22 protein-coding genes and 1 pseudogene are annotated in these 21,743 nt (G+C 59.8%); 5 read left to right on the top strand and 18 right to left on the bottom strand.

The window, feature by feature from the left end; all coding sequences use genetic code 11:
* Positions 1 to 10: 10 nt before the first annotated feature.
* From D4A92_RS11130 to D4A92_RS11105, 6 genes are all read right to left on the bottom strand, one after another.
* A complete protein-coding gene (locus D4A92_RS11130) occupies positions 11 to 475 on the bottom strand; it encodes a hypothetical protein (RefSeq protein ID WP_203013010.1) in 465 nt (154 codons plus the stop codon).
* Positions 472 to 1,644 carry a mechanosensitive ion channel family protein gene (locus tag D4A92_RS11125; protein WP_203013007.1) on the bottom strand — a complete coding sequence of 391 codons (1,173 nt, stop codon included), beginning with the start codon at positions 1,642 to 1,644 and terminating at the stop codon, positions 472 to 474. The genes D4A92_RS11130 and D4A92_RS11125 overlap by 4 nt, the downstream gene beginning before the upstream one ends.
* Positions 1,645 to 1,675: 31 nt before the next feature.
* Entirely contained in the window at positions 1,676 to 1,834 is a 159-nt protein-coding gene (locus D4A92_RS11120) for a hypothetical protein (protein WP_203013005.1), read from the bottom strand.
* Positions 1,835 to 2,436: 602 nt separating this feature from the next.
* Positions 2,437 to 3,522 (bottom strand): extracellular catalytic domain type 1 short-chain-length polyhydroxyalkanoate depolymerase, encoded by a 1,086-nt coding sequence (locus D4A92_RS11115; RefSeq protein WP_203013002.1) that lies wholly within the window; start codon positions 3,520 to 3,522, stop codon positions 2,437 to 2,439.
* A 107-nt stretch (positions 3,523 to 3,629) separates the two neighbouring features.
* Positions 3,630 to 4,241: a general stress protein gene (locus tag D4A92_RS11110; protein WP_203013000.1), complete on the bottom strand. Its 612-nt coding sequence runs from the start codon at positions 4,239 to 4,241 to the stop codon at positions 3,630 to 3,632.
* Between the two features lie 31 nt (positions 4,242 to 4,272).
* Entirely contained in the window at positions 4,273 to 4,590 is a 318-nt protein-coding gene (locus D4A92_RS11105) for a PepSY domain-containing protein (RefSeq protein WP_203012998.1), read from the bottom strand.
* A 239-nt stretch (positions 4,591 to 4,829) separates the two neighbouring features.
* Between D4A92_RS11105 and D4A92_RS11100 the strand changes: the two genes are divergently transcribed.
* The 3 genes from D4A92_RS11100 (at position 4,830) to D4A92_RS11090 (ending at position 7,595) form a co-directional block, all read left to right on the top strand.
* The gene (locus D4A92_RS11100) at positions 4,830 to 5,831 is read left to right on the top strand and encodes a sensor histidine kinase (RefSeq protein ID WP_203012996.1); all 1,002 of its coding nucleotides are present in this window, start codon (positions 4,830 to 4,832) and stop codon (positions 5,829 to 5,831) included.
* Positions 5,832 to 6,082: 251 nt separating this feature from the next.
* Positions 6,083 to 7,135 carry a sensor histidine kinase gene (locus D4A92_RS11095; protein WP_203012994.1) on the top strand — a complete coding sequence of 351 codons (1,053 nt, stop codon included), beginning with the start codon at positions 6,083 to 6,085 and terminating at the stop codon, positions 7,133 to 7,135.
* A gap of 67 nt (positions 7,136 to 7,202) precedes the next feature.
* Positions 7,203 to 7,595 (top strand): response regulator, encoded by a 393-nt coding sequence (locus D4A92_RS11090; RefSeq protein WP_203012986.1) that lies wholly within the window; start codon positions 7,203 to 7,205, stop codon positions 7,593 to 7,595.
* Positions 7,596 to 7,638: 43 nt separating this feature from the next.
* Here D4A92_RS11090 and D4A92_RS11085 read toward each other — a convergent pair.
* The 9 genes and pseudogenes from D4A92_RS11085 to D4A92_RS11045 form a co-directional block, all read right to left on the bottom strand.
* Positions 7,639 to 7,854 (bottom strand): annotated as a pseudogene (locus D4A92_RS11085) (hypothetical protein); the annotation flags it as partial.
* Between the two features lie 519 nt (positions 7,855 to 8,373).
* Positions 8,374 to 9,564, bottom strand: coding sequence for an AGE family epimerase/isomerase (locus D4A92_RS11080; RefSeq protein WP_246753927.1), 1,191 nt, complete (start codon positions 9,562 to 9,564; stop codon positions 8,374 to 8,376).
* A gap of 13 nt (positions 9,565 to 9,577) precedes the next feature.
* Positions 9,578 to 10,891 carry a glycoside hydrolase family 130 protein gene (locus tag D4A92_RS11075; protein WP_203012984.1) on the bottom strand — a complete coding sequence of 438 codons (1,314 nt, stop codon included), beginning with the start codon at positions 10,889 to 10,891 and terminating at the stop codon, positions 9,578 to 9,580.
* A gap of 38 nt (positions 10,892 to 10,929) precedes the next feature.
* Entirely contained in the window at positions 10,930 to 13,209 is a 2,280-nt protein-coding gene (locus D4A92_RS11070; protein ID WP_203012982.1) for a glycosyltransferase family 4 protein, read from the bottom strand.
* Between the two features lie 98 nt (positions 13,210 to 13,307).
* Positions 13,308 to 13,511 carry a hypothetical protein gene (locus D4A92_RS11065; protein ID WP_006727798.1) on the bottom strand — a complete coding sequence of 68 codons (204 nt, stop codon included), beginning with the start codon at positions 13,509 to 13,511 and terminating at the stop codon, positions 13,308 to 13,310.
* A 15-nt stretch (positions 13,512 to 13,526) separates the two neighbouring features.
* Positions 13,527 to 13,805: a hypothetical protein gene (locus D4A92_RS11060; protein WP_203012980.1), complete on the bottom strand. Its 279-nt coding sequence runs from the start codon at positions 13,803 to 13,805 to the stop codon at positions 13,527 to 13,529.
* Between the two features lie 244 nt (positions 13,806 to 14,049).
* A complete protein-coding gene (locus D4A92_RS11055; protein WP_203012978.1) occupies positions 14,050 to 14,352 on the bottom strand; it encodes a hypothetical protein in 303 nt (100 codons plus the stop codon).
* A 118-nt stretch (positions 14,353 to 14,470) separates the two neighbouring features.
* Positions 14,471 to 14,758 carry a DUF1488 family protein gene (locus D4A92_RS11050; protein ID WP_203012976.1) on the bottom strand — a complete coding sequence of 96 codons (288 nt, stop codon included), beginning with the start codon at positions 14,756 to 14,758 and terminating at the stop codon, positions 14,471 to 14,473.
* Entirely contained in the window at positions 14,755 to 15,003 is a 249-nt protein-coding gene (locus D4A92_RS11045; RefSeq protein ID WP_203012973.1) for a hypothetical protein, read from the bottom strand. The genes D4A92_RS11050 and D4A92_RS11045 overlap by 4 nt, the downstream gene beginning before the upstream one ends.
* 796 nt (positions 15,004 to 15,799) lie before the next feature.
* Here D4A92_RS11045 and D4A92_RS11040 point away from each other — a divergent pair.
* Both D4A92_RS11040 and D4A92_RS11035 read left to right on the top strand, forming a co-directional pair.
* Positions 15,800 to 16,024, top strand: a complete 225-nt coding sequence (locus D4A92_RS11040) for a helix-turn-helix domain-containing protein (protein ID WP_203012970.1) — start codon at positions 15,800 to 15,802, stop codon at positions 16,022 to 16,024.
* Complete coding sequence (locus tag D4A92_RS11035) at positions 16,021 to 17,283, top strand: type II toxin-antitoxin system HipA family toxin (protein WP_203012967.1); 1,263 nt, start codon at positions 16,021 to 16,023, stop codon at positions 17,281 to 17,283. Before D4A92_RS11040 ends, D4A92_RS11035 begins: the two co-directional genes overlap by 4 nt.
* 332 nt (positions 17,284 to 17,615) lie before the next feature.
* Here the strand turns inward: D4A92_RS11035 and D4A92_RS11030 are convergent, their stop codons facing one another.
* From D4A92_RS11030 to D4A92_RS11020, 3 genes are read right to left on the bottom strand one after another with little or no spacing between them, the layout of a single operon-like run.
* Entirely contained in the window at positions 17,616 to 18,419 is an 804-nt protein-coding gene (locus D4A92_RS11030) for an inositol monophosphatase family protein (protein WP_203012964.1), read from the bottom strand.
* A gap of 35 nt (positions 18,420 to 18,454) precedes the next feature.
* The gene (locus D4A92_RS11025) at positions 18,455 to 19,513 is read right to left on the bottom strand and encodes an ABC transporter ATP-binding protein (protein WP_203012962.1); all 1,059 of its coding nucleotides are present in this window, start codon (positions 19,511 to 19,513) and stop codon (positions 18,455 to 18,457) included.
* The gene (locus tag D4A92_RS11020; RefSeq protein WP_203012960.1) at positions 19,510 to 21,741 is read right to left on the bottom strand and encodes an ABC transporter permease; all 2,232 of its coding nucleotides are present in this window, start codon (positions 21,739 to 21,741) and stop codon (positions 19,510 to 19,512) included. The genes D4A92_RS11025 and D4A92_RS11020 overlap by 4 nt, the downstream gene beginning before the upstream one ends.
* Between the last annotated feature and the right edge of the window lie 2 nt (positions 21,742 to 21,743).

Here is a 21,743-nt window from a genome sequence, read left to right as displayed (position 1 = left end):
AACGAGCCAGTCATGGCGCCAGATAGATCGTCACTCGTTTTTCGGAACTCAAGCCACTTTCTCCGTCTGCAAGTTCCGCTCCAATGATATCGCTCGCGGCGATGCCCTCGCTTCGCATGGCTGTGTAAAACAATGCGTTGCTTTCGATCGCTGCCTGCAAGCGCGAGACGTCGGACTCTCGCTTTCCAACCTCCGGCCTTACCATGTCCATGCTGTCCGGTTTCAACGCAACGAAATGGAAGCGGTTGGCGCCAAAGACCATCTTCACTTCATCGGCAGTTTCTCTGGCCCGCTGAACGGCTCTTAGCGCCTTCTCAGCAACCCGCGTGCTGTCCGTCTCCCTGGCATCGATTTCGTATCCGAACAGCTTGGCCGGATCTTCTCCCGGATAAGGGGCCGACTGTGCAAAAGCCTGTGACGCTGCGGCCGAACTGGCGAGGGCGACCAACAATGCAATGGCTTGATTGTGTTTCATTTGCTGCTCTTTCCTTTCATATAATCGTTCTTCTCTGCGCCTGATGTCGGATGCAATGGCTCTCGGCGTGATGACAAAGCCGTTTTCCATTCTTCCAGATGGGCAGGTGCGACGCGCCAAAGGTCAGGCTCTGGAAGCGGAAGGCCCATGTCTTCCATGGTGGAGGCGATGTGCCGGCGAACATCGGATGTGGTTTGCTTGTAATCGGACCGGAGTGAATCCGTCCAGAAACCGATGTTCATGGTGATCGCATCGGCAGCCAGTTCATCGATCCGAACCGTCACCGGGCGGTCGTCAAGCACCCCCTGTACCGAAGCGACAGATCCGCGCAAACGCTCGACGAGAGTGTCGAGATCAGTGCTATATCCGACCTGAAGCAGAACATTGCCACGACGGATCGGATCTGCGGTGTTGTTGACAATACGCGAAGTGAAGACTTCGGCATTGGGCACCAGTGCCACGCGGCCATCATAGGTGCGGATCTGCGTTGCACGCAGTTCGATCCGTTCGACCGAACCCTCCGTCGGTCCGACAACAATCTGGTCCCCGATTTCGAACGGCCGAAGCGCCAGGATCAATAGACCGCTGACGAAATTCGACAAGATGTCCTTGAGCGCGAAACCGAGCACGAGACCCGTCAGGCCAAGCCCGGTCACCAGCGCGCCCGGGCTGAACCCCAGCGCATCAGCGGCAACGAGCACGCCGAGTAGAATGAGAGAGTAGTACGACAACTGCCGGATCAGGTTCTCGAGTGTTCTGTCAGCGATTCGGCGTTTGAAGACGACCACGAGCACACGGTTGACACCTGAAGCAACCAGCAAGGTGGTTCCCATCACCAGTGCCGCAGCCAGCAATCGCGGAACAACGCTGACCACCGAACTCCAGGCTCGCGAGAGAACGGTTTGCAGGGCCGCGAGTGTGTCTGCGAAAAAACTGCCACCGAAACCCTGACGGCGATCGACAGCATCTCGTAAACCCAATTCGATCGCATTTGCCCAACGGGCGGCCAGAGTGTCGATGTCAGTCAGACTGTCTTCCGCATCGATCGGCGAGACGGTCGTGATCCGCACACCCGCTACGACGATGACGCGCTCGTTTCCCGAAGCTTCGACGGCAGCATTCGGCACAGTTTCGAGCGCCCTGACCAGAACACCAAGCCGCTGTTCCACCCGCCGAGCCCGTTCTTCAGCGCCAAGGGTATCACTCGAGCTGACAGAGAAAAGCGCGCGACCATCCAGCCTGACCGTCTCCGCCCCCCTCCTGCGCCACGGCCCGATCGACCAGAATGAGGAGGATCCCGAGGAACAGCGTGGCCACCAGCAGGCTGAACCGCCTGCCTGCGCCAGCACCTTCAGGCATCAGAAGATCAGCATCAGGAGAAGAACCACCACGGCCAAGCCGATGAGAAATATGACACCAATCGTGCCGCCGAGAAACTTCAGCATGAATAATCGCCTTTACCGAGTTGAACGGAGGAATCGGCGAGCCTTTCGAACTTCGCGTTCCATTGAGGGAACAGGTTCGGGGGACACATAGTTCCCTCCACACCAACGCGCGGCTGTTGCAGGCCAAACAGATGAACGACCCCACGAAATCAGGGAAGTCTGCCAGGAAGCCTGAAAATCGGACGGCAGGCGCCCGAGACCCTACCGTTCCAATTTCCGGCCATGGGCTTGGGAAGGCTGCTTGGCATGAGCAAAGCGTGCTCACCCAAAGGCGAGCACCGCAGCAACTGGCCATGGATCATGGCAGAAAATCTCATCGCGAACCTGTCTTCCACTCGCGGATGACTGGCGCGTGACGCGGGCAGATCTCGCACGAAGTTGTGTTGGCGAACCTCATGGCAGCCAGTAAGCTACGTGAACACCGGAACTATGGTCGCGTAAGCCTGCACGAGGCTCCGAAATCCGCTTGGGTAGTGTTTAAATGATCGACAGCCAGCAAGCGCGCACCCGATAACCTCATCTCATGAGGCCCGAAGCCCGCAGCGCGCTCTCGATGACCTCCTGAATGCTATCAGGCTTCGAGGGTTCACTCTGCCGTGGAGCTACGCACGCGGTATCGCGCTCGGTTGCGGTCCCCCGCCGTTCGAAGGATGGTGTAAGCCCCCAGGCTCGCGCGATGTGCACGGTCGAGGAAATCCCGGCATCGAGCATATGGGCGGCAGGCCGGCCGTATCCGGAGGCTGCATCGACGGGTGTTCCGTGACCCATTCCGACAATGCGGTAATGCTCGATGGCATCACGGCCGGATGCGTCTTTCCACGTTTCCAGCGCGTGGCCGCCATCGAGAAGCTGAGCCTCGCTCGATCCCACGTCCGCCCCGTGGACACCGAGCCACTGATCGATGATCGCACGGGAGTTTGCGTCTGAAACGGTGTTGTCGGTCGTTCCGTGCCATACGGATACCGTCGGCCAAGGTCCTTCATGGGCTGAGGCGTTCCTCAGCTTGGCATCAAGCATCGTGGAGGATGGAAGACCATGCCCCCGCATCCGATCAAATGCTTCCGGCACCGTGGAGGCGACGCCGAAGGGAAGGCCAGCGATGATCGCACCACCGGTAAAGACTTCGGGATAGGAGGCGAGAAGTGCATTGGCCATTGCGCCACCTGCCGAAAGGCCGGTGACGAACACACGACGCGGATCGACACCGTGAAGGTCGATCATGCTCGCGATCATCTCGCGGATCGACAGGATCTCTCCCTCGTCGCGCGTGACGTCATTGCTCTGGAACCAGTTGAAGCAGAGATTTGCATTGTTCTGGCGGGACTGTTCTGGAAAGAGGACCGCGAAACCATAGTCGTCCGCGAGCCGCGACCAGCCGGAACCATGATCATAGGCGGCTGCCGACTGTGTGCAGCCATGCAGGACGACTACGAGGGCGGGAGGGGACGCCGGACTATCCGGGCACTGATACCAGCCCGTAAGCTGGCCGGGGTTTTGCGCAGGGTCAGCCAGTCTGGTCAGCTTGTTCGGCTGGTCGACGGCGCCGTGTGTTTGAGCGCGGGCACGAGCGAGCCGCTCGATGGTATCGGAAATGCTTCGCATGGGGTGACCTTCTGGGGTTCCGGAAAGCCAACCGACATCCCTGTTGATAGATGATGTTTCACAGCGAGTTCGAGGACCGGCATGAACCGATCCTCGATTGTTATCGGTTAGAGAGTGCGAACGCGATAGCGGTCCCGCTCCTGTTCGATTTCGGCTGGGCCGTAAGGATCAGCTGCGTGGTCGAACTTCGTCCAGCCCTGCTCCGAATAGGCCTGGCGGCGCGCCATCGGATCGACGCGGTTTGACTGCTTGAGGATCGATTCTGCTTCGATTTCCATTCCGTCATCCACCCGAGCGGTGACAAGTGTGCCGCCACGGCGAACACCTTCGGCGTAGACATGGGCTTCATCTTCGGAGACGCCGGAATCGGTGAGTGCGCCGATCAATCCGCCCGCTGCACCACCGGCAACCGCGCCGGCGACCGCACCGGCGGCAGTGGCGGCAAGCCAACCGGCCGCCACGACCGGGCCGACACCGGGAATGGCCATGATGCCAAGGCCAGTTAGAAGACCACCTGCACCACCAACGACAGCGCCGATACCGGCACCGGCGCCCGCACCTTCTGCGGCACCGTTGTCGTTGTCTTCATGCTTGTGGCGGTTGTCGGCATTGTTGGAAACAATGCTGATGTCGTCGGATGGGACGCCACGGGCTTCAAGTGCACTGACGGCCGAAGTTGCCTCAGCATAGTTGTCAAAAAGTCCGGTAATGGTTTTCATTGGAATGACCTTTCTCTGCGTTTCCGCAAAATTATTTCGAGACGACGTTGCCCTGGTAATCCATGGCCACCGGCATGGACCTGCCATCCTTCATCGCCGTGGCCTGCCAAACGCCCTGGTCGTCGAGCATTAGGTCGGCAATGCCGGTGTAGCCTGCCTCTTCAATGCGCTGCCGTGCCTGTTCCTCGGTGAAGGAATTTGCGCCCTCCACAGGGGCAGCAGCATTTGGCGTATCCGGTGTCGCAACGGCAGGAGTATCGCCATCCGTGGCCGGAACCGTCGTGGTCTGGGCATAGGCAGACACTGCCGAGGCGCACACGAGCGCCGCCGCGAAAATCATCTTTTTCATGGGTTTTCCTCTTTGCAGACCTGGTTGCTAGGTCTCGCAGCAAGAACACGAGCGCGTGATTAAAGTTCCGCACCTTGCCTGCCTTTCGTTATAATCGACAACTTCTTCCCGCCGCACTCCAAAGCGCGTGGCGGAAATGTGCTGCGAAGGGAACCGACTGGTCACGGGCAGTCTTTTGCCTATAAGGTCGTCCACGGATTGTGGATCGATGCGCTGCACCGTCGAACGGGAGAGCCTGAATGAAAGACGACGGTCCAACGCATACAGACTGGGACGTGCAAGCACTGCGAAGCGCGATTGACTCCGCCGGGGTCGCTCTCTGGACCTGGATTATCGAGAACGATGAATTCGTCATGGATGCACGAGGCTTCGAACTCTGGGACATCTCTCCGGACACCGTACTGACTTTTGAACACCTGTCCGCGCAGGTTCATCCTGCGGATCGCGACCGCGTGAGGACGGCCTTCATGGCTACCCGTGTCATCGAAGGCCAGTTCGAGATCGACTTTAGAATTCTGACGAGCGCATCGGATGTGCGATGGATTTCGGCGCGGGGCCAAGGAAGCAACGGAGATACCGCCGCCGGAAAGATGTCGGGCATTTTCCTCGATGTTACGGGGCGCAAGCAGGCGGAGGAAGGCCACGAGTTGCTGGCAGGTGAAATGAGCCATAGGGTGAAGAACCTTCTCGCTCTCGCGTCTGGCCTGACGACAATCACGTCACGGACGACCGAGACGAAAGAGGAGATGGCGAAGCAGTTGACCCAGCGACTGACCGCGCTGGGGCGTGCCCATGACCTGGTGCGGCCTCTACCCAATGGTCAGGGGAGTGCCGCCCTGCTTGGCGACCTGTTCTCGGTGCTGCTGGCGCCTTATGATGAGATCGGCGCCTTCGCAGGTCGGATCCGTGTCGCCGTTCCGCGCATGGGGATCGGCGAAAAGGCGGCGACAAGCCTTGCCCTCGTGATCCATGAGCTGGCGACCAATTCTTTGAAATACGGCGCCCTGTCCTCCGAGCAAGGTTTGCTCGATATCTCCGGCTCTACCGTCGAAGAGAATGTCGAGATCCTCTGGAGCGAACAGGGCGGGCCAGAGATACCGAGCCGCTCACCTGAAGGATATGGAAGCAAGCTTCTCCACCGCACAGTGAGTGGTCACCTCGGGGGCTCGATTGCGCACGAGTGGACCGCCGGAGGGGTCGTTGTGACCTTGACGATGCGGGTGAGCGATCTGACACATTGATCGGACCTGTGCCGACTGCAGATGGGAGGGGCCTTCAGTCGCTCCTGGAGGTAGAACGCCGCATTCGCTTGATAATCAGCAAGTTTCTGGTGCTCCAGGTTCGTTTTTGCCAATCAATCGAACAAATGATGCAGGGAACGCACATCCGGTGTGTTACCATCCCCCTGTCGGAATTGACCTTATCGTTTCTGTCGACACTCCTGCCGAGTCATGACTTGCGCCGTGAGTCTTCGGCCCTTGAGGGCCTCTATATGCCACAGACACCAGCAGTGCATTTCGAAGCGGCAAGCACACTTGCCGTTGTGACCTCGTCCAACGAACCACTGCTATTTCTGTCCGATGATCTGAGGATCATTGCAGCGAGCGCATCCTTCTGCCGAGCATTCGAGATTGCCCCGGCCTCCGTCACAGGCAAGCGCCTCGGCGAACTCGGGCACGGGGAATGGGCCATGCCGAGGCTCGACTCCTTGTTGACGGCGACCGTCACCGGCAGTGTGAGCATTGATGCCTACGAGATCGACCTGAAGCGTCCGGACCAGAAAACGCGACAGTTGATCATCAATGCGCGAAAGCTCGACGATGGCGACCTGGAGCATATTCGCCTGCTTGTCGCCATTACCGACGTGACCGACATGCGCGCTGAAGCTCGCCTGAAAGACGATCTGGTTCGCGACAAGGCCATCCTTCTGCAGGAAGTCCAGCACAGGGTCGCCAACAGTCTGCAGATCATTGCTAGCGTGCTCATGCAGAGTGCGCGCCGCGTTCAGTCGGAGGAGGTCCGCGGGCATCTCCATGACGCCCGTCATCGCATCATGTCGATTGCAGCCCTGCAGCGTCAGCTCTCCACCTCTGCCGGCGGCAGTGTTGAGCTGCGTGCCTATTTCACGCAGCTTAGCCAAAGTCTCGGCGCATCGATGATCGCGGACCCCGAGCGGCTGTCGATCCAGGTGACGGTCGATGACAGCACCGTCCCGGCGGATGTCTCAATCAGTCTGGGTCTGATCGTTACCGAACTCGTGATCAACGCTCTGAAGCATGCCTTCAGCGACGATCGGAACGGAACGATCGAGATCAATTATCTGTCTTCGGGAAAAGACTGGACCCTTTCCATTTCCGACGACGGAATTGGAATGCCCATCGGGAACGAAGCGCCCAAGGCCGGGTTAGGCACCGGTATCGTCGAGGCACTCGTCAAGAATCTCGACGGCGAATTGACGGTTAGCGACGCTTCTCCAGGCACGGTCGTGACGATCAGGCATACGGAAAGGTCAGGCCTTCGGACCGACTTTTCGCCGGCGGCATAGGGACAGATCGGTTCCTGAGGCGCCCAAGGCTGCAGAACTGCAGCCATTCTCATACAGCGAGTGAACAATGAAGAACGGCAAACCCGTCGTCCTGATCGTGGAAGACAGTGCGATAATCCGCATGAGTGCAGTCGATCTCGTCTTGTCGGCGGGTTACGAAGCGCTGGAGGCTGGCGACGCCGACGAGGCGATCCGCATTCTCGAAGGACGGGACGACATCGATCTCGTATTCACCGATGTCCAGATGCCAGGGACGATGGACGGTATCAAACTGTCCCACTACATCCGCGATCGTTGGCCGCCCTTGAAACTGATTGTCGCCTCCGGTGCAGCCATCGTCGAAGAAAGCATGCTGCCGGTCGGAAGCCGCTTCTTCCCCAAGCCCTATGACGACCTCACCATCACCGAAGCGATGGCGCGCCTGCTTGCGAGCGACGACCCGAAGGCCCGGTCGCTCTGAAGCAGAGATGATGGCTGGCCCCCTCAACTGGGGGCCTAACCTGTTACTTCGGTACGGAAGCCTTGCCCAGTTTCACGGACGGCTCTCGTCCCCAGACCCTGAGCTTGCGAAGGGATGATACGAACGCAGCAAGACCGTCTCCAGGCAAGGCAATCACGCCCTCATCGAGCGCATCCGCAATGCCTGCTTTTTCCAGAAGCGCCATGGCCGACTGGTCGTAGCCGATGAACTTGCAATGCTGAAAGGCATCGGCGACGAAATGGCTGCACGACTGACATGAAGGCGGGAAGCGGCCATCCCCGCGGTGACCGCGATAGCGTAAGCTTTTGCCTGAAAACGGAAATTATTGCCGCTCGGCCGTCTTGTTGACTGATGCCCAAAGCCAGGGCACGAAAGTGGCATCCACGGTCGCTCGCGAGGGGAAAACCAAGGGAGCTTCAAGGCTGTTCCGCTAAGCCTTTAAAATTATGTCGGAATCAAAGTTTTTCAGGCAGGCCGTTGTAGGTTGTTTTTCCGCTCAAATCAGCGACTGTTTCTCACAGAGAAAACGACGCCTTCTCAACACCTTGAGCAATTGTGGCTGCTGATGTCTGGTCCGTTCGTGCTTGAGCGGGTCTCGCAAAACTGACTGGGGACCCACACCTAATTTCCGCGATGGTGCCGCATGAACCATCTGCTGATACCTCGAAACTCAGTGTCATCGGTCCTTGCCGCTGCTGCTACTAACGTCGCACTTAGTCACTAGCGATCGATTGCAGTTGCTAACCCGCGCGAATACTTAACGGCTTTCAGCTTCCTGTATAGAGCCGATTGGTTTGACACCCTCGACTTGATCTCCGACAGCCGTCCAGAGGTGATAAAGGGAGCTGGCCGGGATCGTGCTACCCATTGGAGTGTCGTTCATGTCCAGACGGTCGTGCCAGCAGCCTTGTGGCACGCCCGTCATGTATGAAGCAATGATTGCAGAGGCTACGTCGTCTGCCTCTGTGCAATAGCGCGGAACGCCCAGTCGCTTATGGAGCGCTAAGAAAGCCTTTAGCATCTCCACTTGCGGCCACAACCGCCTTGACGGGCTGATGGGCTTGCTTGCCGAAACGGCGTCGACCAAAAAGAGCGATCCTTCCGTGCGCCCAACCGCTAATGCTGTGTAAAACAGGTCCATACATATCTTTGTGTTATCGCTGTGAGCGAGCATATCGTGACGAGTCGTCAACCAGACCCACTCGCACATGTGGCCTGGCTCCAGCCGATCGGATCCGTATCGGTCGGCAAGCTCCCATTCGGGGCCGAAGAATTCGTGTAGCGGCCCATTCGGTCCGACTAGAAAATGGGAGCGCAAGAGTGCGAAGGCGTTGCTTTCCGACCTCATATGACTGGAGGTCCGGTTGTTCTCGCACAAGGCCAGTGTCGCTTCGAGGTAATGCATATGCGGGTTCTGGCGGCGAGGCAGCGTGCCGTCGCTGTCTTCGGCCCAACCGCCAAAGGGATCCGTCAGGGTCCGGTCAACCGCCAGGATCGTCTGGTCGACCTGGTGTCTGTAGACATTCTTGCCGGTCGCCGTCAGCAGCCAGGAGAGTGCGAGTAGCACGCAGGCATTGTCGTAGAGGTCGCGAACGGGATCCGTGATGATTTCGGTGTGGCGGTTGAAGGTTCTCACATATCCACCGCGCTTCCCGCCGACCCAGGCGACGCGGTGCAGGTTGGCGAATGCCCGTTCAGCTAAGTCGAGCGAAGCTGAAGGGGCAACGCCGAGATGGGCCGCATGGGCATGAACATAGATCTGGCGGGCTACCGTCCGGGTCCGAACGTCACCCCCCTTCTGAGGCGATCCATCCAGCTCCAGATATTCGACGAATTGGCCGCAGGTCTCATCGAAGCCGGATCTGCTCCAGGTGGGCAGAATGTCATCGAGGAAGACGCGTTTCAGTTGCTGGACGCTCATGGCCGATCGCCTGATGCGGCGCCACACCTGCCCTCCGCATTCACAAGGCTGTCCCGGTGGGATGCATCGTCTCCAGAAGCCTGCTGATCTTCACGGTGGTGAAGTTGGAATAGGTGTCCGAGACCGCATAAGGCAGCGCGATCAGATCGCCATGCCGCATAGCACCGCAAGAATAGACGACGTTCGGCACATAACCCTCGCGCTCCGTCGGTTCGGGCTGCAGCAGCGGTTCGACCGTGCGCGACAAGATGATGCTCGGGTCATGCTTGTCGAGCAGGGTCACCCCAATCGCATAGCGCCGCATCGGTCCCACCCCGTGGGTGAACAAGAGCCATCCCTCGTCGATCTCTACAGGGGAGCCACAATTGCCGATCTGGACAAACTGCCAGGCGAATTCCGGCTTCATCAGGAGACGTCCCTCATCCCATTGATGCAGGTCGTCGGAATAAAGCAGAAAGAGGTTTTCACTGTCCTGCCGGGCGATCATCGCATAGCGACCGTCGATGCGACGGGGAAAGAGCGCCATGCCCTTGTTGCGGGCGGCAGGTCCCCGCAGCGGCGTCAGGGTTAAGTTCAGGAAGTCTGTGGTCTCCAGAAGCTCGGAGCGGATCGAAGAACCGCTATAAGCGGTGTAGGTGGCGAAGTAGATCGTTTTGCCATCGTCTTCGAAGGCGACGAAGCGGGCATCTTCTATGCCGTTCGCTTGAGCCTCGGTCACCGGGAATATGACCCGCTCGCTGAGATCGCTTTCGCTTTTGAAACTAATCCCGATACAGCCGGCGGGCGCCAGACCGTCGCTCGCATGAATGTGGGGCAACACCGCCATTTGCGTCGGCGCATCGATGGTGACGGCCCCCTCCGGGTCGATCACTCCGGAGCGGAAGGTCAGCGAGGAGATATGTCCTTCGCCTACGGCCCTCAAACTGAGGATCACCCGGCGGCTTCCCTCGGCAATGTCGGACTGGTCGGGATGCGGCACGATGCTCGGATTGAACAGGGCGGCGGACTCGAACGAATATTCGTTCATGAAATAGGCCCCGACCAACTGCCTCTGTTGCTGGCTGAACTGTTGATGGTGGATAAAGGCATCCTCCATCGCATCCGCCCGCGCCTCGAACTGTCGCAACAGGTTGCGATGCCGGCCATCGAAATTGGCGAGGATGTCGCGCAACTGATTGGCGGTCGAGGTCGGGTCGAGCGACAGAACGCGATCGACGATTTCATTCGCCCTTGTCTTGTCGCGCGGATTGAGATGCCGAGGTTCGGTCGATGGCTTGAACGGGCGCACGATGACCCGTGTCGGATCCGGCTTCAGATAGAGGGCCTGCCGGTTGAGGAGGCTGGACTGGGTCAACGTTGGTCTTTCGGAGTTTTTGCTGTGGGTGGAGCGGCTCATGACAACTGCCTGACGCCGACCCTTGGAAGTATCGGGCGCAGCATCTGGTTGGCACGCCCGAGTTCGACACAGGAGATCAGGTAACAGAGCACGGATTCGGCGCCACGGTTCTCGTTGGGCCGATCCACATGAAGGCCGTCGCGGCAACTGCCGGTTTCCGGGTCGACCAGCGAGACGCCGTGGTCATTGCTGCCGGTGAACCAGTCGAAGGCCCTGTTAGCAGCCTCAATCCAGCTTTTGTCCGAGGTCGCCTCATAGGCAGCAAGACAGGCGGCCACGGTGGCCGTCGCCTCGACCGGCTGTTGGTCGAAGAGCTTGGGCGCCTGTCCGACCTCAAAGAAGCCATCGGTGCCGACGGGACGGAAATAGCCTTTCTCGCCCGTCTGCTGGGTCATAAGCCATTCAAGCGTCGCAACACCCATCTCGACGAAAGCCGGCACGTTGGTCGACAGGCCCGTTGTTATCAAGGCTTGGCTCAGCCGGGCGTTTTCATAGGAAAGTCCCTGCTCGAACCAACGGCGCCCGCCCGTCGACACACGACGCTCCAGGTCCATGAGATTTTCAGCGAGCCGTATGCGCAGCATGCGCGCGCGAGAATCGTTGGGATTGGCCGCGCAATAATCGTTGAGGCCGAGAAGCGTGAAGGCCCAGGCGCGAGGTGAACGGAAGTCGAGTGTGACGGACATCGCCCGGGCGAAAAGGGCACTCGCCCATCGGCGGCGCGGCGCGTCGGTATCGGACAGGGCGCAGGCTCCGAGCGCCCAGAGGGTTCGCCCATGACTATCTTCTGAGCCTTCATCTTCCAGCCAGCGGCGGTCGTAGCTCATGAAATTTCTGAAGCGACCGGTGTCCGGGTTCCAGGCGTGTTCGACGAAGGCTGCGAAGGAGGCAGTCATGCGGTCCGCGATGCCCGTTTCGCCGATGGCCGAGAGGAGTGAGGATAAAAGCAAAGCTCGCGCATTGTCATCGACGCAGTAGCCATGCGACCTGTCCGGCACGGAGAAGACCGCGTGCTGCGTAATTCCCGTGTCGTCGCACATCGCGTGAAAATGGCCGAGCCTCAAAGCCGTCTGCTGCGGTGGGCGTTTGATCCGCAAGGATACGAGGTCGCTGACGAGCTTTGGCCGAAAGGCCGTTCGCGCCTTCGCCATGCTGTCGAGGTAGAGCGTGGCGACATGCGACCAGATCATCGCGCGGCCAGCCTCGTAGGCCCTCTTGCGCATAGCCGTCCGGGCCGCGTCATCGTCGAGCAAGGTAGAGATTGCCTTACCCGTGGCCGACGCGTCGCCGAAAGGAACCAAAATGCCTCGGCCGTCGCCTAAGAGATCGCAGGCGTGCCAATAGGGTGTAGAAACCACAGCACTTCCCATGCCAAAACTGTAGGAGAGCGTTCCCGACGTCATCTGCGCCTCGTCGAGATAGGGCGTCACGTAGACATCACACATGGCAATGAAGTCGAGAAGCGTCGGCAGATCGACGAAGCGATTGAGAAACTGCACGGCATGATCGACACCCAGCCGCTCGGTGCGCTGGCGAAGACTGTCGCGATAGGCCTCGCCCTGCTGGCGCAGGAGGGTCGGGTGCGTGGCGCCGAGGACGATGTACAGGGCCTCGGGGCTCTCTTTCAGGATCGCGGGCATGGCATCGATGACCACCTCGATACCCTTGTTGGGAGAGAGCAGACCAAATGTCAGGATGATGGGGCGATCGGCGTAACCGCGCTCGATCTTGGCCAGGTCCGGATCGTGAAAGGGGCGGTCGGGTATGCCATGGGCAATGACGTCGATCTTCTGGGGGGCCACGCCATAGATGTCTGTGAGCAGCGTGCGCGCCTTCTCGGCCATGACGACGACACGGCTGGAATGGGCGGCGACCTTCTGCAACACGCGGTGTTGAGACGGAGTCGGCTCGGCGAGGATCGTATGGAAGGTGGTGACGAGCGGAATACGCAGGTTTTCCAGAAGCATCAGAATGTGTTCGCCGTCCGGCCCCCCGAAGATACCGAATTCATGCTGCAGGGAAACCACATCGAACCGGCCTTCATTCAGAACCCGCGCGGCCGTCACATAGTCTTCGACTTCCTCCTCACGGATCTCGAAGATCACGTCGCTCGGATAGGCGTAAATCTGCCTGGCGTCCGTCACGGCGACGATGCTCGTCTGGACGGGCTCGACCGCGTCGACCAGCGCCTGGGAAAGATCGCCGGTGAAGGTTGCTATGCCGCATTTGCGCGGAAGAGAGTTGCCAATGAAGGCGATACGTGACGGTCTGTTCATCTGCGTTCCCTCCGGAACATGGTGGCGAGGTCTCGCCAAAAAAAGCCAGGGACGCACAGCGCGACCGCAAGGCGGATGCACGCGCGTCGGCATCTAAATCACGCGGAGCCGACAGGCTCCAGATCCCGCTCCAGGGCGACGCGCCCTTGGCGGAGCTCCGGATTCCAGAGCCGGTACTGGGGGCTGTTCCGATAGGCCGGCATGGGGGCCTCGATCGTGTAGGTGACAGCGGCAGCCGGCGAGAGCCCCTTCGTGGTCACGAGACGAACCATTTGGCCGACGGTAAAACGGTGAGACGACATGAGTTTTTCCAATCTTCAGTGCGTTGTGTTCAGGCTCTGTTGGCCGGACAGGACCCGGTCCCTGTCGAGAGCGGTATCCAGGTCCGACGGATCTATTTGGACCAGGCTCTTCTTCTTCCCCGCAAACACTTCGATCATGGTTCCCACGCGCCGATAGGCGAGCCAGGAAATCCCGGTGATCTGTTCCTCGTCGTCCTGCACCTGGTAGTCGCCGGGCGGTTGCACACCCTCCAGTCCTGTCAGTGTGAAGGGCGCATCGAAATGCACGGTTCTTGTCTTCGTTCGCGTAAACATATGAGTCTCCTTTTGGGACCGGTGTCACGGGAGTACGGTGTAGCGATCAGATCGAGATGCGACCTCTGCGGTCATCACGCCTGCTTCGGCGGAACAGCGGGCCGCGCTGTAAACGGATGGATACTGCAATCGGGCCGCTTCCCGGCCCCTGTCCTGATCTCGAAGACGTTCGGTCGGCATGTCGCAGACGCGATCCGTTTCTTGCGAATGTCGGCCAGTATGATCACCTTGTCCGAAGGCTCCATCAGATGCCTCGCTTCTCGGGCGTGACGGCCTGATCGCCACCGCACGGACTTCCACCCTCGCCTTCCCAGCGCGACAGAGCCGCAGCGTGACTGAATACGACATTCTCCCAGACGGCTGCCTGCATATCGCTCATGACCATTCCCTTGCGAAGGCGATCGATGATCGCGATTTCCCTTGCACAGTTGCCACTTGATTGCGCCCGGAGATCCGCGCTCGAATAGCTGGAGCGATGGACCAGCGCACGCAGCAGCGCCTGGTCAGCCGTCTCTCGCTCACCCTCTGGAGGATCGTTCTTCAGCATGGTCGAAGGCCAAGTGTCTGCGCAAGGCGGTCGTCATGGACGGTCACTGCAGTGGATTGCTCACGATCGACCATGACCTGTTCCTCTTCGAAGTTCGCCAAGCGCTGTGTTGGCGTCGTCAGGTCGCCGACTGGAGGGACGACCCGAATGCACTGAGATCGAGTTCGATCGTATGTCGTGGCCGAGACTGATAGGCTTTCCTCGCTGTCGTCAGAATGCGCTCCCGCAGGCGATCGAATGCCAGGAGATAGTCGCGTTCCTTCCGGCGTCCGGGGGCGCCCTCGCGATCGAACACGGCGACGGGCAAGAGAAACAGAACCTGGTTGAGGCCATCATGCCCGATGAAACGAATGAGACCGCGGGTCTCGTCATAGGCACGGGTCGGATTGGGGAAGGAGAGGGTCATGGACTCGTAACCCGACTGCTGCTGTTCAGCCGCGCGAGGACGGCCTTGTCTGCCCAAAGGATCACGGCGGAAATCAATTCGCCGGATCTGTGGACGCCCTTCTGGTAAAGCGTCATCGCATGACGCGCCGCGCCACGGTCGAGCTCGCAGAGGGGTTCTTCATAGCGAAACCCGGCATGCCGGAGCGCTTTTCTGATGATGCTGATATCGAAGCTGCCGATAGGCTGATGAAGGTCGGAAGACATGATGTCCTCCTTTATTGGGGCCAGGGTGCGTGCCGCCCAGAAAGTAGCAGTGCCCGTTCAATGGCTGCCACTTTAATGAATATGGGCTCTCCTACCAGAACTTGCAAGGGCCTTCGAAAACCATCCATAGGGCGTGGTGGAGTTAGCATCCACTTTAGGCGAGCGCCGCACATCGCTCTCGGCGACGGCGGAATGATGCCTCAAAAACTGGCCTTTAAGGAGGGACGTCGAGTTCCCTCGCCGTTATCTTGCGACGAGATAAGGACCGTCTGCTCTGGCAAGTCAATCAATTGATCGACGCGGTTGCAGCAAATGCGCAAGCGCCGTCGCGCAATCATTCAACGCCTTCCACAGGTGTGGATGGACGGAAATAAATTCCGCTCTCGCGCCATGTTGACGTCGGCCCAAACCCAGGGCACAAAGATGGTATCCACGGTCGCTCGCGGCAGGAAAACAGAGGAAAATCAAAGGCGATTTTTCTAAGTCATTGAAATCATGTGAGAATCCAGGTTCCCCGGCCAACCTCTCTTTTCTGTTATTTTTCAGACACTTAGCGGACCGACGCAAAGGGCAACCGGAACAGTTTTCCGAACCACTTTTCCGGATCACACCGACCTGTGGCTGACGGCTGGTTGCCCTTCGTATCGACACCTCCCTGCCCGCAGTCCGTCATCAGTCCCGATCGGGTCGATTTGAGTTCGCGGCGAGCAGCTCAAGCCTCGATCATCCCGCTCGGTGCTTTTTCGTGCAATCACTCGACTATTGTGCTTCAATAATCCCGAAAGGGATGATTCACATGTCGACGATCTCTGACAGCGCAGCTCTCGGTCAGCTAATCCGCGCAGAGCGAAAGCGTCAGCAACTGACCCAGGAACAGCTTGCTGGCGTCGCGGGCGTGGGCGTGCGGTTCGTGCGCGAACTGGAGAGCGGCAAGGAAAGCTGCCGTGTCGGACTTGCTTTGACCGTCCTTCAGTCGCTCGGCTTGACCGTGAGCATCACCAACCGTGGAGCTTCCTCATGAGCCGCGTGCTGGACGTCTACGCAAAAGATCGGAAGGCCGGCGAGCTTAGGCAGGATAGCGACGCCTCGCTTACCTTTACTTATGACGGCGACTACCTCGCCAATGATCCGGTCGCATTGTCAATGTCGCTCCCGGTGAGGGAAGAGCCATTCCTCGATCGAATCGCCCGCCCCTTCTTCTCTGGACTCCTGCCTGATGAAGGCGCCAGGCGTCGATTGGCTGCAGCACTGGGCATATCCTCAGGCAACGCCTTCGGGCTGCTGGAGGTTATCGGTGGGGAATGCGCGGGTGCCTTGTCGCTTGTTCCACCAGGACAACTCCCGCCGGCCTCGACGACAGACGATGCCGAAGCACTCGATGAGAAGCGCCTGGAAGAGATCCTCTCCCTGCTCAGACAGAGGCCCTTGCTCGGCGGGGAAGCGGACATACGCCTTTCGCTTGCCGGCGCTCAGGACAAGCTGGCTGTCACCGTTCTCAACGGTCAGATATTGCTGCCGCGAGGCGGGCGCCCGACGACGCATATCCTGAAACCGTTCATCGAGGGCCTCGACGGCACGGTGGAGAACGAAGTGTTCTGCATGAGCCTGGGACGTCGTCTCGGCCTCGATGTCCCCGCTGTGTCGAAGGCCGCAGCCGGCAAGGTCGATTACTTCCTGGTCGAGCGCTACGATCGGCTGACGCTTGAAGACGGGCGGATCGAGCGGCTGCACCAGGAAGACTTCTGCCAGGCGCTGAGCGTGCCTCCGGAGCTCAAGTATGAGGAAGAGGGTGGCCCCGGCATCAGTCAGTGCCTCCAGCTGATCCGACAGACGACGGCCAGGCCCGCGGCCGAGACATTGCGCTTCCAGCGAATGCTGATGTTCCACTACCTGATTGGCAATGCCGACGCCCATGCCAAGAATTATGCCCTGCTCTATCGTGGGAAGGCGCCGGACCTGGCACCGATGTATGACGCTATTTGCACGGCTGCCTATCCACGACTGTCAAAGAAGATGGCGATGGCTCTCGGCGGCAGGTCACTGCCGGATACGATCCAGATGGAACACTGGGCATCGCTCGTGCCGTCCAACAAGGCTGCAACGCGTATGCTGGCCGGCGAATTGGTCCGCATGGCAGACGCGATCGGGCCGGAAGCCGATGCGCTGATGGAAGAGATGTCCGAGAATGGCACTGACCACCCGATCTTGAAGACCGTCCGAAAGATCATCGACACCAGATGCGCCCTGGTCAGAAGGGCGCTGGAGAAGCCTAGCCTGTAGGTGCCAGAGCTGACTCGCAGGAAGGACGACCTACTGCTCGACGTCCGTGTTGTTCACCGGATCCTGGGCAGCGCCCTCATCAGCCTCGGACTGCCTGAGCGCTTCCATGAGTTCCCCATGGCGCTCATATTCTCTGGTCACGAGGTCACCAGCGTCCAGCGGCTTGTAACCTGGCCTCGCTCGCCGAATGTGCTTCTCGCTGTTGTCGATCATCTTAGGAGCAAGCGTATGGGAGTAGCTTCGTCCCGTCTGCGCAGCTCAGCCTATCATATTCCTCAACGTGGTCAGCCGCCCCACGGCGTGGAACGGCAGGTCATCGGGCCCCGCAGGCGTCAAAGATTGCCAAGGTGAAGCTGCATCAGTTCATCAAAGCAGGACTGGTTTGCGGCAAGAACCGGATGCCCATTCAGGAACTCGGGACCACTTCCCGGGAAATGAAGGTTCTTGCCGCCGGCTTCGCGGACAAGGCAGAAACCGGCCATGCAATCCCAGGCACGCATATGTGGTTCGTAATACCCCACCAAGCGACCGGCTGCGACATAGGCCAGCATCAGCGCCCCGGAACCATTGCGGATAAAGTTTCCGCCCTGCGCCATGAGGCCGGCGATGATCGCACCGACGCGTTCGGGGGTGACGTAGTTGTTGCACCCGATCCCAGTCATCGCGTTTTGCAGGTTGCGGCTGGGATCGAGGCGCAGGGGCTTGTCGTTCAGGGACGCACCCAAACCGAGTGCCGAGGCGTAAATCTCGTCCGAGCAGGGCACATGAATGACGCCGACAACCGGCTCCCCATCCCGGACGATGGCGACAGAGACACACCAGGTCGGCATGCCGTTGACGAAGGGCGCAGTGCCGTCGATCGGGTCGACGACCCAAGTGTAGCCTGAGGAGCCTTCGTCGTGGCCGAACTCCTCGCCGAGGAAGCCGTCATTGGCGTAGATCTCGGCAACACGCTCCTTCAGGAAAGTCTCAACATTGCGGTCGGCGATCGACACCACATCCTGCAGGTCGCGCTTCGTCTCGATCACCAGCGTGTCGCGCCGATTGAAATAGTCGAGCGCCATGGCGCCCGCTTCGGCGGCAAGCGTCTTGGCCAGCGCAAAACGCGCCGCGAGTGCCGTATCATTCACTGTCATTCTCTTCTTCCTTGGTCTTCTCTCAAAAAAATTCATCAGCCGCTGATGACGGCAATGCCACGGTTCTTGAACGCGAGTGTGACATCACTGGTGGCGGCATGGGCATGATCGACATCGTGATCGATGACGAAGAGCGTGCCGACATCGGTCTCGACCTCATATTCGACATGACCGCCGAGATAGGCGGAGTGGAGGACGCGGCCCCGCAACCCCTCCGCGCCGGCTGCACCGATCCTGATCGCACCAGGTCGGACTGCAAGCTTGGCCGGACCCCGACCCGCGCTGGAACGGAGGCGATGCTCAAGATTGTTGACCCGCACCAGCACCTCGCCGGCATCGGATTTGACAACCTCACAGGGCAGCACGTTGGCCTCCCCCATGAAGTCGGCGATGAAGGGCGAGGCCGGCGCTTCGTATAGTTCGCGGGGCGCCCCGGACTGGGCGATTTCCCCGTCCTTCATCACGATGATCGTGTCGGAGACGGCAAGCGCCTCGTCTTGGTCATGGGTGACATAGACGGCGGTGAAACCCAGACGCTGCTGGAGATCGCGGATTTCCGTACGGACCCGGCGCCTCAAGCGCGCGTCGAGATTGGAGAGCGGCTCGTCGAGAAGCAGGACCTGCGGCTCCAACACCAGGGCACGGGCGACGGCGACGCGCTGCTGCTGGCCGCCCGAAAGCTCGGCCGGCAGGCGATGGCCCATACCGGCGAGGCCGACAAGCTTCAGTCCCTCCTCTGCCTTCTCGCGCGCCTCCTTCTTGCCCAGGCCTGATGACTGTAAGCCATAGGCGACGTTTTCGAGCGAGGTCATGTGCGGAAAGAGTGCATAGGACTGGAAAACCATCGACACGTCGCGTTCGTTGGCCGGCAGCATGGTCACATCCTTGCCGCCGATCAGGATCTTGCCGGAGGTTGGGTGTTCGAGGCCCGCCAGCATGCGCAGTGTCGTCGTCTTGCCGCAGCCGGAGGGTCCGAGCAGGGTGACCAGCGTGCCCGGTTCAATGGTGAGTGACAGATCGTGGATGGCGGTGAAGGCACCGAAGGTCTTGCGGACATTCTGAAAGGTGACGGATCCGGCTTTGACATTGATCATGCGGTTTTCTCCTGACCAAGAGGAACGGGATTTTTGTTACCTAGACCGGCAACACGATTTTCGCGGCGCAGCTTTCGTTCGCCGACGAGGAGCTGAAAACCGGCGATGACGGTGATCATTACGACGATCAGCATGGAGGAATAGGCGATCGCCACGCCGTATTCGCCGTTTTCGACCAGACCGACGATGTAGGATGTCGCCATGTTGTGTTCGGCGCTGACGAGGAAGATAACAGCGCTGATAGACGTGATGGCGCGGACGAAGGAATAGACCAGGGCTGCCGTGATGGCGGGGCGCAGGAGCGGCAGGATGATCTTGCGCACCGTGCGGAAGCTGTCGGCTCGAAGCGTGAGCGAGGCTTCGTCCAGGCTCTTGTCGAGCTGGCTCATGGCCGCAATCCCGCCGCGCACGCCAACCGGCATGTTGCGGAATACGAAGCAGGCAATCAGGATGAGCGCCGAACCGGTCATTTCGAGCGGAGGCAGGTTGAAGGCCATGATGTAGCTGACGCCGATGACCGTGCCGGGAATGGCAAAGCTCATCATCAGGGCGAACTCGAAGAGGTTCCGGCCGGCGAATTTCTGCCGCACGATGATGTAAGCGGTCAGCAAACCGACGGCAGCCGTCAGCGGTGCGGAGATGAGCGAGATCTCCATGGTGGTCCAGAAGGAATTCCAGGCGACACCCGTCCAGGCGATCGAACCATCCTGAATGCTGACCGAAAACGCACGGGCGTAGTGCTTGAGCGTCAGTGTGTTGTCGAGACCCCAGGTGGTGACAAAGCCACCGACGAGGATCATGCCATAGACGACGACGGTGAAGAGCATCCACGGAATGACGATGGCGTGCACGCCGATGGAGATGCCACGCGGCAGCGCGATATGGGCGCCGCTGTCTCCCTTGCCGGTGACGGTCGCGAAATTCTTTCCCGACAGCCAGAGGCGCTGGGCAAGAAAAGCCGATAGCGTGAAGAAGAGGAGGACGAGCGCAAGTACTGCTGCCCGGGATGGATCGTTCTGCGAGCCGACGACGGCAAAGAAGATTTCGGTCGAGAGGACGCCATTACTTCCACCGAGGACCAGCGGATTGCCGAAGTCGGCCATGCTTTCGATAAAGCCGATCAGAAAGGCATTGGCGAGGCCAGGCTTCATCAGCGGCAGCGAAACACGCCAGAAGGTGCGCCAGCGATCCGCACGCAGAGTCTGGGATGCCTCCTCCATCGACGGGCTGACGCCCTCGACGACACCGATCAGAACCAGGAAGGAGATTGGGGTGAAGGACAGGACCTGAGCGATCCAGATGCCGGTCAGACCATAAAGCCAGCGGCCAGGTTCAATCCCAAACAAGCTCGACAGGGTCTCGGTGACCACACCGGCGCGGCCGAAGAGCAGGACGAGTGCAAGGCCGATGACGAAGGGCGGCGTGATGATCGGCAGGACGGTCAGCAGCCGCAGTCCCTTCTTGAAGGGGAATCGGGTGCGGGTGGCGACGAGCGCAAAGGCGAGGCCGAGAAGCGTCGAGGCGGAGGCCGTCATGATGGCTAGGGTAAAGGTGCGCCAGGCAACGCCGCAGCGTCCTTCACCGATCACACAGCTTAGGCTCCAGATGCCTGGATCCTGCAAATTCTTGATGAACCCGTCGGGCTTGAAGGAGCCATCGAAATCCTGGACGGCCGCAACCAGCATGCTGCCGATCGGATAGAAGACGAAGACGAAGACCAGAAATACCAGGAGTGAGATCGACCCGACGACGAAGGCGTCGCCTTTCATCACGCCGCGTTCGACAAGACCGAAGGCGAACATGAGCACGAAGACGATCGCCATGGAGACGGCACCGGCACCCATCGAAGGTTGCCCATCAGAGAGTGGCCCAAAAAGGGATTCGCTGATCCCCCAGGTCCATCCGGAAAACCCGACCGCAAGTCCCTGAAGGCAGAGATAGACGAGACCCGCTGCACCTGCTGCCGCGAAGAACGCACCGCGGCGCATTGGGTCAGCGATGAAACGGGAGCCAAGACCGAGACCGAAGAAGAGGACAACACCGAGCAGCCATAGCCGACCATAGCCCAGAAGCTGCAGCAGACCCGGCGCGGTTTGCTCCGAAAAAGGAAAATCACCCAGCCAGTTCAGGCCGAAAAAGCCGGATTCCAGCCGATACCAGGGAAGCAGAATGAAGGACGCGGCCCCGAAGGCGAGCAACAGGTCCAGTCTGCGGTTGCCATGTCTCATGG

Origin of the sequence: Rhizobium rosettiformans (genome assembly GCF_016806065.1) — a bacterium.
In the GTDB taxonomy this organism is placed as follows: domain Bacteria; phylum Pseudomonadota; class Alphaproteobacteria; order Rhizobiales; family Rhizobiaceae; genus Allorhizobium.
The sequence above is the reverse complement of the archived record's forward strand: the minus strand, read 5'-3'. Positions and strand labels throughout refer to the sequence as shown.